The organism is Solibacillus silvestris (assembly GCF_051967575.1).
Classification (GTDB): domain Bacteria; phylum Bacillota; class Bacilli; order Bacillales_A; family Planococcaceae; genus Solibacillus; species Solibacillus silvestris_B.
Genome location: NZ_JBQCJW010000027.1, coordinates 30,620 through 48,404, shown reverse-complemented (window position 1 = coordinate 48,404; position 17,785 = coordinate 30,620). Strand labels below are relative to the sequence as shown.

Below are 17,785 nucleotides of genomic sequence, written 5' to 3'. Positions count from 1 at the left end.
AAACAAATTAATTTCTTCGCATAAATTTAATTAAAAACACTTGACTGGAGGTAAGAAAGCGTCCGACCCGCAATGGATATCAACCCGATGTATATGGTGAAGAACCTTATTATTAAAGCGCTTCCAAAGAATTTGAAAATAAATAGAAAAATTTCTTAAAATGTGTATAATATAACAAGTGTAGTCTTTGTACATATTACATACATATTTTTTGAAGGTAAAAATACTTATATATTCTGAAAAGTTAGGTAATTGTGCATGGTATAAATTTATCAACCCATAAATAAGGACGTGAAGGTTTTGATTTTATTAGATACAACATATGTATCTCCATTATTAGCAGAGACATTGATCAATAAAAAAACGACGATTTTTGATATTCAACAGCAAGTTTTTTTAAATAGGAAATCAGAAGAAGCGCAAAACCCGGGCGATGTATTCCAGCAGGAAGAATTAATGATTATGAATTCTGAAGAGGCGGTTCAAATTTTAAATGAATATTACGCAGAATCGAATGTGACTAAAATGGCGAATTTATTTAAAAATAAATTCGCTTTTAGAAAGCGCTTAGCGGACAATTATCCACACTTCTTCTTTTTGGAAACAACCTCCGCCGAGATGGGGCAAATTGATTTGAATGCATTGCCGTATCCGGTTATTTTCAAGCCGACAGTCGGATATTCAAGTGCCGGGGTTTACCGGATCGAGGATGCGCGGGAATTTGAAAGTATTATCGGTAAGCTTGAAGAAACGATGAAACAATCGAGTGAAAATTATTCAAAGGGTGTTTTAGACAGCGAAACATTTATTATCGAAAGTTATATTGAAGGACAGGAATTTGCGATTGATCTTTTCTTTGATGAAAATAACAATCCGGTTGTACTGAATTTATTTGCGCGTATGTTCAAAGATGATAAAGATATGAGTGACCGTATTTATTATACAAGCAAGCTAGTGCTGCAAAGTTATTTAGCGGCGATTACGGAGTATTTACAAGGACTCGGCGAAATTTTTGATTTACGGAAAATGCCGCTTCATGTTGAGCTGCGCATGAATGATAAAGGTATAATTGTACCAATTGAAATAAATCCGCTGCGTTTTGCTGGTGCAGGGACAACGGAATTGGGAAGCTTTGCATACGGAGTGAATCCATACGAGTACTTTTTTGAGCAAAGAAAACCGGACTGGCCTGCACTAATCAATGCAATGGACAATAAAATTTACAATTTTACTTGTGCGGAGTTTACTGGTGAGGCAAAAATTGATGACGGATTGTTAATACACCATAATTTATTGCAGGAACAATTTCCTCATATTCTGGAATACCGCCATATTCCGTATGATAAAGGGACAACGTTTGCCGTCATTTTCTTTAGCAGCGACTCATTAGCGCAAAATGAACATATTCTATCGCTGGATTTTATGGAGTACGTGGAACAAAAGGAATACTTCTTTGTGAATAAATAAAATGAATATTGGAGGGACGCTCAGTTAAAATAGTCCGAGCATTGTTTTAGCGAGCAAAAAATATGTTAAAGAAATTTAATTCAGTAAAAACGAAGATTCTATTTGGAATTTTAATGCCGATTATCGGTTTAAGCATTGTTTTCAGTTTGATTCTATTCATTGTTTCAAGCAACTTAATCAACAATCAAATCATTCCGCAGCATAATCAGAACCTATTACTAAGCATGGAAAGATTCAGTACTCTTTATGATGCAGGTTTAGTAAATGATGCAAAAGAAAATAAAGATTCATATGAGGAATTGTTGGCTGTTACAACGGAATTCCAAAATGCGATGGATCTGGAAAATGCTTATATTATGAGTAAGGTTGATGGTAAGGAAGTTATTTTAGTATTGGGTAATTCGGATGATTACTTAACACCGCTTGCTTTCACGGCTGATCAGACAGCGGCGCTTTCTACAACGGAAATAATCGCCAGTGATATTTACGAAGACGATTATGGGAAGCATCAGTCGACTTTTTTACAAATCCCGGGTACGGATTCCGTTTTAGGTTTGGATGCTGATGCCGACTTCATTGACGAATTAAATAGTTTCCTTATAAAAGTAATCATCATCTCCATTATTGTTGCGGCGATTTTAGGCACAATTTTAGCGTTTATCCTTGCGAAGAAAATTGTGAACCCTTTAAATAAGCTTGTAAACCATACTGAAATTGTGGCACAGGGTGATTTGTCAAAACAATTGGAAGTGCAAGGCAATGATGAAATTGGACGTCTTGCAACAAGCTTCTCGGAAATGCAGTCGCAATTAAGAGAGACAATTTACCACGTAAACGATACGTCGAATCATGTAGAGGAAGGTTCATCGACATTAAAAGAAAGTGTTGAACAGCTAACGCTTACATCGAATCAAGTATCAGGCGCGATTCAGGAAATTGCTTCAAGCACGGAGTTGATTACAGAAGGTGCTACGCAAAATCGGGCTGCGGTGGAACAAATTACGATGCAGATCGCAGAAATTTCCAATATTACGAAAGTGGTATCACAAGAGGCTATGGATGCCACTACTGTCGCAACACAGGGAATTGAAGTGATTCAGAAATCAGTTGCCGGAATTGAAACAATTAATGAAACGGCGAAAATGTCCCTCATAAAAACAGAGCAAATGAACAGCCGCTCTTTAGAGGTTGGACAAATCACAAAAATTATTTCGGGTATTTCCGACCAAATCAATTTACTCGCATTAAATGCGGCAATTGAAGCGGCGAGAGCAGGGGAATACGGGAAAGGGTTTGCGGTAGTCGCCGATGAAATTCGTTCATTGGCAGAACAATCGGCGAATTCGGCGAGTAATATTACGGCACTAATCAATGAGATGCAGAAAGATTCAAATGAATCCGTCGTTGCAATTAATAATGTTGTAACGAAAATCGAGCAGGAGAGCGTTACAATTTATTCGGCTGTTGAAACATTCAATACTATTTCTAAATTAGTGGATGATATGAAGAGTGAGATTCAAGAGGTCACGGAAGCGGTCCAGGAAATTGCAGTAGGCTCTAATCAGATGCTTCAAACAACAAATACTACCGTTCTGTCATTGGAAGAATCAAGTGAGCATTCTCAAAGTATTGCTGCTTCAATAGAAGAACAAACTGCGTCCTCTGAAGAAATGTTAAGCATTGCACATGAGTTGAATGAAATGATTATTAAGTTAAAGGGACAAATTAATCACTTCAAAATATAGCTGCTTTCCGCTGTGTATGCAATTATCCTTCGAAAAAATGGACTCAAGGAAACAGTGATCGGTGGAATATACGAAGAAATCCAGGTTATGCCAATTTGCATACGTCTGGATTTTTTCTTTGTCCAGGAGAATATAAATGATAATTTTTTATGCGGATTTTACGTTTATGTTGGCAATTCACTGCAATAATCGCTAAAGTAGAAAGAGAACATACAATCGTACATTGATTTAATGGAGGAACGCGCATGACAAAACAAAAATTGCTTTTATTAGATGGGAATTCATTAGCATATCGTGCTTTTTTTGCACTGCCGCTGCTGACAAATGATAGCGGAATTCATACAAATGCTACTTACGGCTTTACGACGATGCTGCAAAAAATTATCGGCGAAGAGAACCCGGCACAAATGCTCGTTGCGTTTGATGCGGGGAAAACGACTTTTCGTCATGAATCGTTTGGAGAATATAAAGGCGGACGCCAAAAAACGCCGCCTGAGCTTTCCGAGCAATTCCCGTATATTCGCAAGCTGATCGATGCATACAATATTAAACGCTATGAGCTTGATATGTACGAGGCGGATGATATTATAGGGACTTTAGCGAAGCAAGCCGCTGCACAAGGGATGGAAGTGATCATCGTTTCGGGCGATAAGGATTTGACGCAGCTTGCAACAGATGATGTGACAGTGTACATCACACGCAAGGGAATAACAGATATCGAGAAATACACGCCTGCACATATTGAAGAAAAGTATGGTTTAACGCCAGAGCAGATTATCGATATGAAAGGGCTTATGGGCGATCAATCTGATAATATTCCAGGCGTTCCGGGCGTAGGCGAAAAGACGGCGATAAAATTATTGAAAGAGCATGGCACAATTGAAAATTTATATGAAGCGATTGATTCAATGAAGGCTTCAAAAATGAAGGAAAAGCTTGTGGATAATGAAGAGATGGCGCATTTATCAAAGAAATTGGCGACAATCCAGACAGAGACACCGTTAACGATTACACTCGACGAATTGGCATATGCTGGTCCAAATGAAGAGGCGCTTCTTGAAGTATGGAAGGAGCTTGGTTTTAAATCATTAATTGAGAAAAGCGATTTTGAAGCAGAGGAAACCGAGCAAGCTGAATTAATTTATGAAATCGCATCGGCTATTACAGGGGACATGCTAGAAAACACGATGGCGCTTCATTTAGAATTGGAAAATGAGCATTATCATAGCTGTAACGCGATTGGTCTTGCATTGACAGACGGGGAAACGACCATATATACATCGATTGAAGATGTAGTGGAAAATGCGGTGCTAAAAGCATGGTTGGAGGACGATTCGAAAAAGAAATATACTTCCGACAGCAAAGCGATGCAGGCAATGCTTCACCGTTTAGGCATTGAGCTTAAAGGCGTGGAATTTGATTTGCTGCTTGCTTCCTATATTTTGAAGCCATCGATTTCAGGGGATGATGTAGCAACACTTGCGAAAGAGTTTGGCTATCAAGACGTCCTATCAAATGAAGCTATATATGGAAAAGGAGCAAAATGGAGCGTACCTGCGGCGGAGCAATTGGCAGAGCATGTAAGCAGGAAAGCGGCAGCCGTTTGGAAGCTGCAGCCTGTTCTGGAACAGAAACTTAAAGAAAATGAACAATTCGAGTTATATAAAGAATTGGAACTGCCGCTTGCGCATATTTTAGGCAAGATGGAAAGTGAAGGCATTACGGTAAATATTGAGACATTGCACGAAATGGGCAATGAGCTAAAGGCGAAACTTGAAGTAATGGAAACAACGATTTATGAGCTGGCAGGCGAGGAGTTTAATATTAATTCACCAAAACAACTTGGAGTCATTCTATTCGATAAATTAGGCTTGCCAGTCATTAAAAAGACAAAGACAGGCTATTCGACCGCAGCCGATGTACTGGAAAAACTGCAAACCGAGCATGACATTGTGAAGCATATTTTGCAATATCGCACACTCGCAAAATTACAGTCAACATATATTGAAGGTTTAACGAAAGAGGTGAACAAAAAGGATTCAAAAGTGCATACGCGTTTTCAGCAGGCATTAACAGCTACGGGACGTTTAAGCTCCACAGATCCGAATTTGCAAAACATTCCGATTCGCTTGGAGGAAGGACGCAAAATTCGCCAGGCATTTGTGCCGTCCAAAAAAGATTGGGTATTGTTTGCGGCGGACTATTCGCAAATCGAATTGCGTGTATTGGCGCATATGTGCAAAGATACAGCGCTTGTCGAGGCATTTAAACAAGGGATGGACATTCATACCCGTACAGCGATGGATGTATTCGGTGTGGAAAATCCGGACGATGTGACAAGCTTAATGCGCCGTACAGCAAAAGCGGTTAACTTTGGCATCGTTTATGGAATCAGTGATTACGGCTTATCGCAAAGCTTGGACATTACACGAAAAGAAGCGGCTATTTTTATCGAAAACTATTTGCAAAGTTTCCCGGGTGTAAAAAATTATATGGAGTCGATTGTGGAAGAGGCGAAGAAAACAGGCTTTGTGACAACGATATTGAATCGCCGCCGCTATTTGCCTGACATTACGAGCTCAAACTTTAATTTAAGAAGCTTTGCGGAGCGTACAGCGATGAATACGCCAATTCAAGGAAGCGCGGCAGACATTATTAAAAAGGCAATGATTGATATGAATGCCCGCCTCGAAAAAGAAGGTTTGCAGGCGAAATTATTATTGCAAGTGCACGATGAATTAATTTTTGAGGCACCGAAGGAAGAAATCGAGATTTTAGAACGCATCGTACCAGAAGTAATGGAAAACGCAATTGAATTAAGTGTACCGTTAAAGGTTGATTTTTCATATGGCGCTACATGGTATGATGCAAAATAAGGAGTACCGTTTATGCCGGAATTACCAGAAGTAGAAGGAGTCGTACGGGATTTACGACCAATTGTCGAAGGGAAAACAATTGAAACGATCACATTGTCCGATGTTGTGTATACATCCCATGAGGCAGGAAAGCAGGCTATTGTAAAAAATGCTAGCCCTTACCAGTTTGAAGAGCTCCTGCATAATATGACGATTAAGAAACTAGAGCGGCGTTCCAAATATATATTTTTTCACTTAATGAAAGAGGGGGAAAGCTTCATTTTAGTGAATCATTTAGGAATGAGTGGTGCCTGGTTTGCAGTGCGGGATGTTTCAGAAATTACAGAAGAAAAGTTTAGAAAGCATATTCATGCCATTTTCAAATTGACTAGTGGTGAATTGCTTGTTTATGCCGATATCCGCCGCTTCGGTGAACTGCGTTTCATTAAAGAAATAGCAGATCATCCACCTCTATTAAAAATGGCGCCCGAACCATTTGATCAGATTGCTTGTGAATTTTTCCTGACACAGTGCGGAAAGCCGAAATTCGCGAAAAGGGCGATTAAGGAAGTCATTATGGACGGGCAAGTCATATCGGGCTGCGGAAATATTTACGCAACTGAATCATTATTTAAAATGCTTATTCATCCTGGACGCACGACAAGTGACTTAAGTCATGAGGAGAAAACGAAGCTGTTTCAAGTTATATGTGATGTGCTGCAAGAAAGCATCGACTCGGGCGGCTCCACGATTTCGGATTACCGAAGCATTAATGGTGGTGCCGGGACAATGCAGCACCGGTTGAAAATGTACGGGAAAAAGCAATGTGCAGCATGTGGATCAAATACGGAATCGATGGTCATTGGGGGAAGAACATCGACATATTGTCCACAATGCCAAAAGTAAAGGGGAATTGCTGTGATTATAGGTTTAACGGGAAGTATTGCTAGCGGGAAAAGCACGGTGGCGAAAATGATTCAGTCTTATAGTTTGCCGATTGTGGATGCTGATCTAGTGGCAAGGCAAGTAGTGGAGCCGGGAAGCCCTACACTTGAAAAAATTGCGGAAGCATTTGGACAAGAAGTGCTTTCTGAAGATGGCACGATGGACCGCGCAAAAGTAGGAAGCATTATTTTCCGCGATGAATCGATGCGTCAACAATTAAATGCCATTATTCACCCGGCAATACGGGAAGAAATGATTCGCCAGCGCGATGAATTTATTTCTTATGGAGAAAAAAACGTCTTTATGGACATTCCATTGCTATTCGAAAGCAAGCTTGAGCATTTTGTTGAAAAAATCATTGTTGTTTCGGTTTCTGAAGAGGTGCAATTGCAGCGCTTGATGGCACGCAATTCCTTAACTGAGGAGGAAGCGAAAACGCGCATCGCAACACAAATCCCGGTCAAGGAAAAAGAAGCGCTTGCACATGCCGTCATTCATAACAACGGCACTTTAGAAGATACAGCCATCCAATTACAAAATATTTTATATGAATGGAATGTGTTGAAATAAAACGAAGCCTCGCCTAATTTACTAAAAATTAGGCAGAGGCTTTTTTTAAAGCAGGGTTTCCAATCTGCCGCGCAATTGAACAGTTTTTAGCTCTTGTGCAAAGTGCATTATCAGAAAATAACAACTTTTTTTATATGTGTTAAATATGTTCAACTTTTTCAAATATGTGTTATACTAATCAACGGATAAACAAAACGAATGAACGTACTTTTAGGAGGATTTAAATAATATGACAGTTTCTATTGCAATTAATGGTTTTGGACGCATTGGCCGTATGGTGTTCCGTCAAGCGATGATGCGTGGTGACGTAAATATCGTAGCAGTAAATGCCAGCTATCCATCTGAAACGTTAGCACATTTAATTAAGTATGACACAAATCATGGCATATTCCCTGGAACTGTGGAAGCTATAGATGGTGCTTTAATCGTAAATGGCAAACGCGTGGAATTAGTAAGCGAACGTGACCCATTAAAATTACCATGGACTGAAATGGGTGTAGATATCGTAATCGAAGCTACTGGTAAATTTAACGATCGTGAAAAAGCGGCAATGCACTTAGAAGCTGGCGCGAAAAAGGTTATTTTAACTGCTCCAGGCAAAAATGAAGATATTACAGTAGTATTAGGCGTAAACGATGACAAATTGGATTTGACGAAGCATGAGGTTATTTCAAATGCATCATGCACGACAAACTGTTTAGCTCCAGTCGCAAAAGTATTGAACGATGAGTTCGGTATTGTAAATGGCTTAATGACAACGGTTCATGCTTACACAAATGACCAAAACAACATTGATAACCCGCATAAAGACTTGCGCCGTGCGCGTAACTGTGCATCGTCGATTATTCCAACTTCCACTGGTGCAGCGAAAGCGCTGCGTTTAGTATTACCTGAGCTGGACGGCAAAATCCATGGCATGGCATTGCGTGTGCCAACACCTAATGTTTCATTAGTGGATTTAGTTGTAGATTTGGAAAAAGACGTAACGGTGGAAGAAGTGAACGCTGCATTTAAAGCGGCTGCAGAAGGCAAAATGAACGGGATTCTAAACTTCTCGATGGAGCCTTTAGTATCTTCGGACTATAACACGACAACTTATTCATCTACAGTGGACGGATTAACAACAATCGTTTTAGGTGACCGTAAAGTGAAAGTAATCGCTTGGTATGACAACGAGTGGGGTTATTCAGCTCGCGTCGTGGACTTGGCAAATAAAATTGCAAATGAATTAGCGGTAGTAAACGCTTAATTTTTACCGGTAAAAGCCCTTTGTAGAAACAACAAGTTTTTGCAGAAGGCTTTTTCTATTGTGTAAACGGAATTTGCGCTATATAATTGAATGACTTTCCGTTTAGAAAAGTTCAACGCGCATGAAGCACTATTTCACGCGCGTTGTTTTTGTTATAATAGAGTTAAACTTAACCTTTAGGAGAAAATTATATGAGATGTCCAGCTTGTCAATACAACGGTACGCGTGTTGTAGATTCAAGACCTGTCGATGATAATAAAGAAATTCGAAGACGTCGTGAATGTGAATCGTGCGCATTTCGCTTTACGACATTTGAAAAAATAGAAGAAACGCCATTAATCGTTGTGAAGAAAGATGGTTCGCGTGAGGAATTCAGCCGGGAAAAAGTATTGCGCGGTCTTATACGTGCATGCGAGAAGCGCCCGGTCGCCCTTGATCAGCTAGAAGAAATTGTGCTATCAATTGAAAAAGAACTGCGGCGTTTAGGCAATGCGGAAGTACGTTCGGAAGATGTCGGCGAAATGGTGATGGACCGCTTAGCGAAAATTGATGAAGTCGCGTATGTGCGTTTTGCATCGGTATACCGCCAGTTTAAAGATATTACGGTATTTATTGAGGAACTAAAAGAAATTATGACACGCCAGTCGAATGATAAATAAGTTTTAGGAGGGGGGACGAAATGGTTCACTTCAAAGAATTACAGCCTACGGATCATTTTGAAATAACGCTCCCTCATGCATTATCCGCAAATGAACGTCAGCTGTTGACATTGTTTTATCAGCCACTTACAGGAGCGGAGCCTATTAGTCTATATTTGACGCTATGGGCGGAAGCGGAAAGCTATATGCCGCAACAGTACAATCATTATTATTTAATGCATGTTTTGTCGATGCCGCTGAAGAAAGTTTTTGAAGCCCGAATTGCTTTAGAGGCGATTGGTTTAATGCGCACATGGAGAAAAGACTCGACGAATGAGCGTCATTTTATTTATGAGCTAGTAAAACCGCTTGATGCACCGAGCTTTTTTAAAGACCCGCTTTTATCGATGTTCCTATTCAGTAAAATCGGGGAAGGGGCATACAGGAAATTGCGCCAACGCTTTTTGATACAGCCTAGCAAAGAGCAGTATGAAGAAGTGACCCGTACATTTATAGATGTATACCGTCCAATTAACCAAAGTCTTCCTCATGATGGGCTTCAAGAAATCATTGCATCACAAGCGGACTATCCGTTTTATTATGAGCAGTTTGATTTCAGCTTATTGCAGGCTGGTTTGTCTGAGCAATTAATACCAAGTGCTACATTAACGGTGAAAACACGTGAAACGATAGCGAAGCTTGCCTTTTTATACCAGCTTACACCATTGCAAATGCAAAAAGTAGTCATTCAAGCGTTGGATGAGCAAAATAAGTTAACGACAGACCGTTTAAAACGTGCGGCGGCAGATTATTATAAATTGACGGTTTCTACAGAAGCGCCTGCCATGGCGAAAATATTCGATAAAAAAGCTTCAGAAGCGCTCCATATGGAAAACTTGACAAAGGAACAAGAGCTTCTTCAGTATTTAGAAACAACGCCGCCAATTCAAGTGCTGCGTGATATTAATAATGGAAAAGAGCCAATTCCTTCATCGATTCAGATTGCGGAGGATTTGGTGATAAAGTATAGCATGCCAATCGGGGTGGCAAATGTATTGCTCGAATATGTGATGCTGTCGACAGATATGAAGCTACCGAAAAACTATGTGGAAAAAATCGCGGATCACTGGAATCGAAAGCAGCTGAAAACAGCAAAAGAGGCAATGGATTTAGCCCGTCAAGAGCGCGACAAATATACGAAGTGGAAGCAGGAAAGCACAACGAGCAAGCAGACAGCCACTTCACAAAGGAAGCCTGCATATAATCGCAAAAATGGACGGGATGAGCAAGTGCCGGACTGGTTTTACAAGCGTAATGAACAGCAGCAGCCTGAAAAAGAGAGCACGGTTGATTTTGAGCAGGAACGTCTAAAAATATTACAAAAGCTTAATGGGGCAGGTGAATGACAATAAAACCAATCAATGATCAATTAAATCAAATTAAGAAAAGAATGCCCTCATTTGAAGAACGTTTTGAAGCGATGCGCAGGGAAACGATTGAACACCCGGAAGTTCAGCAGTTTTTGCGTGAACATGAACAGCAAGTAACGAAAGAAATGGTCGATATTAGTTTGCCGAAGCTATATGAATTCATTACACAGTCAACAAGCTGCTGCGGCGGCGGGAATACGAAGCAATGTACAAACTTATTGCAAGGCCATGTACCGAAATTATTTATTACGCGGAATGTTATTGATCTTACGTATGTGCCTTGCGAACAAAAGCTGCGCGAAGATGAACGGCGCGAAGTGGCAAATATGATTTCGAGCATGCATATGCCGAAAGATGTATTGAAGGCAACTTTAAAGGATTTGGCAATCGACAACCATTCCCGCCTCAGCATTGTGGACCAGGCGGCTGAGTTTGTCGCGACATACAAACGTACAGGAGAATTGCCGAAAAAGGGATTTTACTTGTACGGAAAGTTTGGCGTAGGAAAATCGTTTGTGCTTGGCGCAATTGCTAATGAGCTTGCTACATTGAAAGTGCGAACTGTCGTTGTGTTCGTTCCCGAGTTTTTGCGTGAAATGAAAAACGCGATTGGCGATAATTCATTGAACGAAAAAATTGACTATGTGAAAAAGGCGCCTGTATTAATGTTGGATGATATCGGTGCAGAAACTATGTCGGCATGGACAAGGGACGAGATTTTAGGGACAATTCTGCATTACCGGATGAGTGAAGAATTGCCGACATTCATTACATCGAACTTTGATTATGCAGGGCTTGAACATCATTTGGCACAATCGCAGCGCGGCGATATCGAAGTCGTAAAAGCGGCGCGCATTATGGAGCGGATTAAGGCTGTGACGGTTCCGATTCAAATGGATGGGGCAAATCGCAGAGATTAAAAATAACAGATAAAATTTTTTTAATTAGTTGCAATTCTTATGAATCGAGCGTATACTTTGTACGTAATTAAACAAAAAATGCATCGAAAAGGACAACAAGTTTAACGAACTAGCTTTTCAGAGAGGGAAGTCACGGCTGCAAGCTTCCTAGCACAAGCGTTATACTTTACTACCTTGGAGCAGTGACGGGGCTAATCCGTCATCGTTTCTCAGTACGTTAACTGACCGAGAGCTTCTTATTCGCTATTGCGAAGAAGGAAGAAGGGTGGCACCACGAGCATACAGCATCGTCCCTTTATTGGGACGGTGCTTTTTATTTTGCCTAAATGTGCGAATTTTTTGGCTGAGACTAAATAGTTGGGAGCAAAATTAATTTATAGCTATAAATTAGTTGATTGTAGTGTAGGGCGGCGAGTGTAGCTGACGGCTATCGCCTTTCGCTACAAACTGCGTTTCCAGCGGGAAAAGCGTGACGCCTGAGACGCTCGTGTAAGGCCACGCCCGCGGAAAGCGTCCGCCCGAAACGGAAATCAACGGATTAGGAAAAAGACACTTTGCAACTCTCAAATAAATAAAAAACCTTATAAGGAGGACAACAACATGTCAGAAATGATTAAATTAACTTTCCCGGATGGCGCAGTAAAGGAATTCGCCAAGGGAACTTCTACTTTAGACGTTGCTGGTTCAATCAGCCCAGGTCTTAAAAAATCAACATTAGCAGGTAAAATCAACGGCACTTTAATCGATGCAAAAACAGGAATCGAACAAGATGGTGCAATTGAAATTATTACAAACAAATCAGATGAAGCATTGGAAATTTTGCGTCACTCAACTGCCCACTTAACAGCACAGGCAGTAAAACGTCTTTACCCGGATGTAAAACTAGGTATCGGCCCTGTCATCGAATCAGGCTTCTACTATGACATCGATTCACCAACACCGATTACAGCCGAAGATTTACCAGCAATCGAAAAAGAAATGAAAAAAATTATTGCCGAAAATATCGAAATCGAGCGCAAAAACGTTTCTCGCGATGAAGCGCAAAAAATCTATGAAGAAGTTGGCGACGAGTATAAATTGGAATTGCTTGAAGCGATTCCCGCAGATGAGCAAGTATCGATTTACTACCAAGGCGATTTCTTTGACCTTTGCCGTGGTGTACACGTACCATCGACAAACAAATTAAAAGAGTTCAAGCTATTATCTTTAGCAGGTGCATACTGGCGCGGCAACTCAGACAACAAAATGCTGCAGCGTATTTACGGTACAGCATTCTTCACGAAAGAAGAGCTAAAGCATCATTTGCAAATGCTTGAAGAAGCGAAAGAACGCGACCACCGTAAAATCGGAAAAGAATTGGATTTATTCATGACTTCTCAAACTGTAGGCCAAGGTTTGCCATTATGGTTGCCAAATGGTGCCACAATCCGTCGCACGATTGAGCGCTACATTGTTGATAAGGAACTTTCTTTAGGCTACAAGCATGTTTATACACCAGTTCTTGGATCGAAAAAATTATACGAAACTTCAGGTCACTGGGATCATTATCAAGAAGGTATTTTCCCTCCGATGGAAATGGACAATGAAACATTAATATTACGTCCGATGAACTGCCCTCACCATATGATGGTATTCAAAAACGGCCTGCACTCGTACCGTCATTTACCGATCCGCATTGCGGAACTTGGCACAATGCACCGCTATGAAATGAGCGGGGCGGTATCCGGCCTGCAACGTGTACGCGGGATGACATTAAATGATGCGCATATTTTCGTGCGTCCGGATCAAATTAAAGCAGAGTTCAAAAAAGTTGTGGAATTAATTTTGGAAGTATATAAAGACTTTGATTTAAAAGACTTCTCATTCCGTCTTTCTTACCGCGACCCGAACAACAAAGAAAAATACTTCGATGATGATCAAATGTGGGAAACTGCGCAAGCTATGCTGAAAGAGGCAATGGATGAACTAGGATACGACTACTTCATCGCAGAAGACGAGGCAGCATTCTACGGTCCGAAATTGGATGTTCAGGTGAAGACGGCAATCGGTAAAGAAGAAACATTATCTACTGCCCAACTTGACTTCCTATTACCGCAGCGCTTCGACCTTTCATACATTGGCGAAGATGGTCAGCCACAGCGCCCAGTTGTAATTCACCGTGGTGTTGTATCGACAATGGAGCGATTTGTAGCATTTTTAATTGAAGAATACAAAGGCGCGTTCCCGACATGGCTGGCACCTGTACAGGCGACAATCATACCTGTATCAAACGCGGTTCACTATGATTACGCACGTGAAATACAAGAAAAATTGGCAGCTGCCGGTGTGCGTGTAGAAATGGATGACCGTGAAGAAAAGCTTGGATACAAAATCCGTGAAGCACAAATGCAGAAGATCCCGTACATGCTTGTCATCGGGGATAAAGAAGTGGAATCGAGCGGTGTTAATATTCGTCGTTACGGCTCAAAAGACTCGGAAACAGTGAGCTTCGACGAATTCCTGGCAACTATTAAAGCAGAAATTTCAAAATAATATCCTAAGTATTTTAAAGTTTTCCGACAAGTAAAAGGGCTCCGAATTTCAATTCGGAAGCCCTTTCTTCTCTTTACACTTTAAATTGTGCTACAGCACTTTGCAGCTCTTCAGCCCGTTTGCTTAAATCAGTGGAGACACTATTGATTTCCTGCATAGAACCCATTTGCTCATCCATTGCAATACGAGCTTGATTTGTATCATTTGTTACGATTTGAGATTGGGAAGCAAGTTCTTGAACAGATGCCGTCACTTGCTCGGCAGTTGCGGATATTTGCTCTGTAACTGCAGATACGTCTTCGATTTGTGCCCTCATATTATTGATGGCCCCCAAAATTTTATTGAAAGATGTTCCTGCATGTTCGATAATATCCACGCCTTGCTCGACAGAATGCAGACTTTCTTGAATCGCACGCTCAACATTTTTTGTATCCTGCTGAATTTCGCTTGTTAATGAAACAATCTGATTAGCGGATTGGTTGGATGCCTCTGCAAGTTTTCGGACTTCATCTGCCACGACCGCAAAGCCTTTCCCGTGCTCGCCAGCCCGAGCCGCTTCAATTGCCGCATTTAATGCTAATAGATCTGTTTGCTCCGTGATGCTCGTTATGACACGGGAAATATTTCCAATGTCGGCAGATTGCTGTGCAAGTTTTTGGATAAGCTCTGTCGTTAATTTCGTCGAGTGATAAATTGTCTGCATTTGACGCTTCGCACTGCCGATATTATTTTCGCCTTCATGTGCAACATCTGTTGTGTCGCTTGCCGAAGAAAAAAGACCTTGGGCAGATTCCGCGATACGTTGAATAGCTGACGATGTTTCTTCCATGGCAACCGCACACTCTTTGGCAGCAACCGCGCTATTGTCTGTATTTAATGCTGATCGAGTAGCGGCCGTTGCGATGTTTTCTGTCAATGTTGTAATTTCATAAGTGGAAGCACTCAATTGTTCGGCCGAGGCACTTAAATGTTCGGCATTGCTACCTAAAGATTGGATTAATTCTTTAATTGTATTTTTCATTGTATTAAAGGATGTCGTCAACTGTCCGATTTCGTCTTTTGAGTTAACTTCGACATCTGGCTCAGATAAATTCCCTGTCGCTATTGTTTGTACAGATCCCCGCAATTTTTGGAGGGGAGCAGCAATCGTTCTATTCAATAAAAATGCGATGAAAAGGCCGATGAATAATGATGAGAAAAAGACGATTGTTGAAATAATGATTGCCTGCGTCATTTTATTGCCGGATTGCTGCTCTGCATTTTCGAATAGTGCTTTAATTAATGAATTCAAATCTTGCCCAGCTGCAACAGCTTCGTTGCGCGCAGGCAGTACATTTTGTGTGAAATAGCCAACAGCTGCCTCAGGTCCGCGTCCGCCGTTAATGGAAAGTGTTTGATTAATTGCCTGCTCATAAATTTCTATCTTTTCATAAGTAACCTCAAGAAGCTGTTTTGCTTCTTCTTGGTGAAATTGCCTGCTTAATGAACCTAAAGTAGCTTTTAAATTATCTTGTGTTTCTTTTAATGTATGGAGTGAATTTGCATCACCCAAAATATGAGATTGCAATAAAGATGCTTCAAGGGTGATATAGTTGCGTACATCACTTATGGCGTATAATTGTGGTAAACCTTTGGACAATGTATCGCTGTATTGCTCATCGATACTTCGCATTTGAAAAAATACAATGGTGCATGCGATGAGCGTTATTGAAATCATTGTTAAAAATCCTGCTAATAACTTTTTCTTGATAGACAATTTGCTTCACTCCAGTTCAATTTAAGAAAATTGATGTATTTAAAGTCATTCTATTATATTATTCCGGTGAAAAACAGATAATTATTTACCTATTAATAAAGCGAAAAAAGTTTTTATTTGAATAGCAATTATAATTTAATGAAAAAAAATAAAATTGTTGACGACACATTAAATGCGTGATAAGATTATTTAGGTTATGAATACAAAAGTTTGCAAGTAGAGGCTGCCCGCTTCTCACCTGATAAGTGCTTTTAAAAGCTACGAGCAGGTATAGACACGTTGAATTGTTTTACGCTTTTATGCGTATGCACATATAGCGGGCGGACATCTCAAATGTCCGTCCTTTTTGTTTGTATAAACGAAAAGAACATATGGACATAACGCGGAGGTGTACCGTTCGACCGGGTTATACTTTACACCAACTCATGTATTCGCGACAAACACTTGGAGGTGGATTAATATTAGCAAAGACATGTATGTAAACGAAGGCATCCGCGCGCGTGAACTTCGTCTAATTGACCACAATGGTGATCAGCTTGGTCTAAAAACGCGTACAGAAGCGTTGGAAATTGCCGCTCGTGCTAACTTGGATCTTGTCCTTGTGGCCCCTCAAGCCAAGCCACCAGTCGCTCGTATCATGGACTATGGTAAATTTAAGTTTGAACAGCAAAAGAAAGACCGTGAAATTCGTAAAAATTCTAAAGTAATCGTGATGAAAGAGGTTCGTCTGAGCCCAACAATCGATGAACATGATTTTCAAACGAAATTACGTAATGCGATCAAATTCCTTGAAAAAGGTGACAAAGTTAAAGCGACAATTCGTTTTAAAGGTCGTGCAATCACACACAAAGAAATTGGTCAGCGTGTGTTGGATCGCTTTGCTGAAGCTTGTGCTGAAGTATCGACGGTTGAACAAAAACCGAAGATGGAAGGCCGAAGCATGTTCTTAGTTCTTCAACCGAAGACAGAGAAATAATACGTATTGTAGAAACAAGTTTAGGAGGAAATCGACATGCCAAAAATGAAAACTCACCGTGGAGCTGCGAAACGTTTCAAAAAAACAGGTACTGGTAAATTAAAATTTGACCGTGCTTATGGCTCTCACTTATTCGCTAACAAATCAACTAAAGCAAAACGTCACTTACGTAAAGCGAAAGTTGTAACTTCAGGCGATTTCAAGCGTATCCGTACATTATTAACTTACATGAAATAATCTTGACCGTTTAAAAGATTATTAATAACAAAAATAAAATTAAGCATTCGAAAGAATTAGCAGGAGGTAATTACTATGCCACGCGTTAAAGGCGGAACAGTAACACGCGCTCGTCGCAAAAAAGTTTTAAAATTAGCTAAAGGTTACTTTGGTTCAAAACATACATTATACAAAGTAGCTAACCAAGCAGTAATGAAATCAGGTCAATATGCATACCGTGACCGTCGTCAAAAGAAACGTGATTTCCGTAAATTATGGATCACTCGTATTAACGCAGCTGCTCGCATGAACGGTTTATCTTACTCTCGTTTAATGCACGGCTTAAAAGTAGCAGGTATCGAAGTTAACCGTAAAATGTTAGCTGACTTAGCTGTAACAGATGCATCAGCATTCGCTCAATTAGCTGAAGAAGCTAAAAAAGCAGTTGCTAAATAAGAAAGAATAGAATTTCGATTTAGTGCTAAA

Annotated in this window: 14 protein-coding genes; 13 read left to right on the top strand and 1 reads right to left on the bottom strand. The window is 40.4% G+C overall.

Annotation, left to right across the window (positions count from 1 at the left end; translation table 11 throughout):
- Positions 1-300: 300 nt before the first annotated feature.
- The 10 genes from ACTHOQ_RS14650 (at position 301) to thrS (ending at position 14,351) form a co-directional block, all read left to right on the top strand.
- On the top strand, positions 301-1,467 hold the full coding sequence (locus tag ACTHOQ_RS14650; protein ID WP_440496889.1) for an ATP-grasp domain-containing protein: 1,167 nt from the start codon (positions 301-303) through the stop codon (positions 1,465-1,467).
- Between the two features lie 62 nt (positions 1,468-1,529).
- Complete coding sequence (locus tag ACTHOQ_RS14645) at positions 1,530-3,212, top strand: methyl-accepting chemotaxis protein (protein ID WP_440496888.1); 1,683 nt, start codon at positions 1,530-1,532, stop codon at positions 3,210-3,212.
- Positions 3,213-3,457: 245 nt separating this feature from the next.
- Positions 3,458-6,088, top strand: coding sequence for a DNA polymerase I (gene polA / locus ACTHOQ_RS14640; RefSeq protein WP_440496887.1), 2,631 nt, complete (start codon positions 3,458-3,460; stop codon positions 6,086-6,088).
- Positions 6,089-6,100: 12 nt separating this feature from the next.
- Positions 6,101-6,973 carry a bifunctional DNA-formamidopyrimidine glycosylase/DNA-(apurinic or apyrimidinic site) lyase gene (gene mutM, locus ACTHOQ_RS14635; protein WP_440496886.1) on the top strand — a complete coding sequence of 291 codons (873 nt, stop codon included), beginning with the start codon at positions 6,101-6,103 and terminating at the stop codon, positions 6,971-6,973.
- Positions 6,974-6,985: 12 nt separating this feature from the next.
- Positions 6,986-7,582: a dephospho-CoA kinase gene (gene coaE, locus ACTHOQ_RS14630; RefSeq protein ID WP_440496885.1), complete on the top strand. Its 597-nt coding sequence runs from the start codon at positions 6,986-6,988 to the stop codon at positions 7,580-7,582.
- Between the two features lie 229 nt (positions 7,583-7,811).
- Positions 7,812-8,831, top strand: coding sequence for a glyceraldehyde-3-phosphate dehydrogenase (locus ACTHOQ_RS14625; RefSeq protein WP_440496884.1), 1,020 nt, complete (start codon positions 7,812-7,814; stop codon positions 8,829-8,831).
- Positions 8,832-9,022: 191 nt separating this feature from the next.
- Positions 9,023-9,490 carry a transcriptional regulator NrdR gene (gene nrdR / locus ACTHOQ_RS14620; protein ID WP_251686514.1) on the top strand — a complete coding sequence of 156 codons (468 nt, stop codon included), beginning with the start codon at positions 9,023-9,025 and terminating at the stop codon, positions 9,488-9,490.
- Positions 9,491-9,510: 20 nt separating this feature from the next.
- The gene (locus tag ACTHOQ_RS14615; RefSeq protein ID WP_440496883.1) at positions 9,511-10,875 is read left to right on the top strand and encodes a replication initiation and membrane attachment family protein; all 1,365 of its coding nucleotides are present in this window, start codon (positions 9,511-9,513) and stop codon (positions 10,873-10,875) included.
- Between the two features lie 2 nt (positions 10,876-10,877).
- Positions 10,878-11,819 carry a primosomal protein DnaI gene (dnaI, locus tag ACTHOQ_RS14610; RefSeq protein ID WP_440496892.1) on the top strand — a complete coding sequence of 314 codons (942 nt, stop codon included), beginning with the start codon at positions 10,878-10,880 and terminating at the stop codon, positions 11,817-11,819.
- Positions 11,820-12,419: 600 nt separating this feature from the next.
- Positions 12,420-14,351 carry a threonine--tRNA ligase gene (gene thrS, locus ACTHOQ_RS14605; RefSeq protein WP_440496882.1) on the top strand — a complete coding sequence of 644 codons (1,932 nt, stop codon included), beginning with the start codon at positions 12,420-12,422 and terminating at the stop codon, positions 14,349-14,351.
- Between the two features lie 73 nt (positions 14,352-14,424).
- Here thrS and ACTHOQ_RS14600 read toward each other — a convergent pair whose 3' ends face one another.
- Complete coding sequence (locus ACTHOQ_RS14600) at positions 14,425-16,107, bottom strand: methyl-accepting chemotaxis protein (protein ID WP_440496881.1); 1,683 nt, start codon at positions 16,105-16,107, stop codon at positions 14,425-14,427.
- A 472-nt stretch (positions 16,108-16,579) separates the two neighbouring features.
- Between ACTHOQ_RS14600 and infC the strand changes: the two genes are divergently transcribed.
- The 3 genes from infC to rplT all read left to right on the top strand — a co-directional run bounded on the left by infC (position 16,580) and on the right by rplT (position 17,755).
- Positions 16,580-17,083 carry a translation initiation factor IF-3 gene (gene infC, locus ACTHOQ_RS14595; protein WP_440496891.1) on the top strand — a complete coding sequence of 168 codons (504 nt, stop codon included), beginning with the start codon at positions 16,580-16,582 and terminating at the stop codon, positions 17,081-17,083.
- A gap of 36 nt (positions 17,084-17,119) precedes the next feature.
- Positions 17,120-17,320: a 50S ribosomal protein L35 gene (rpmI, locus tag ACTHOQ_RS14590; RefSeq protein WP_066542165.1), complete on the top strand. Its 201-nt coding sequence runs from the start codon at positions 17,120-17,122 to the stop codon at positions 17,318-17,320.
- Between the two features lie 75 nt (positions 17,321-17,395).
- Positions 17,396-17,755 carry a 50S ribosomal protein L20 gene (gene rplT, locus ACTHOQ_RS14585; RefSeq protein WP_440496880.1) on the top strand — a complete coding sequence of 120 codons (360 nt, stop codon included), beginning with the start codon at positions 17,396-17,398 and terminating at the stop codon, positions 17,753-17,755.
- Positions 17,756-17,785: the final 30 nt, after the last annotated feature.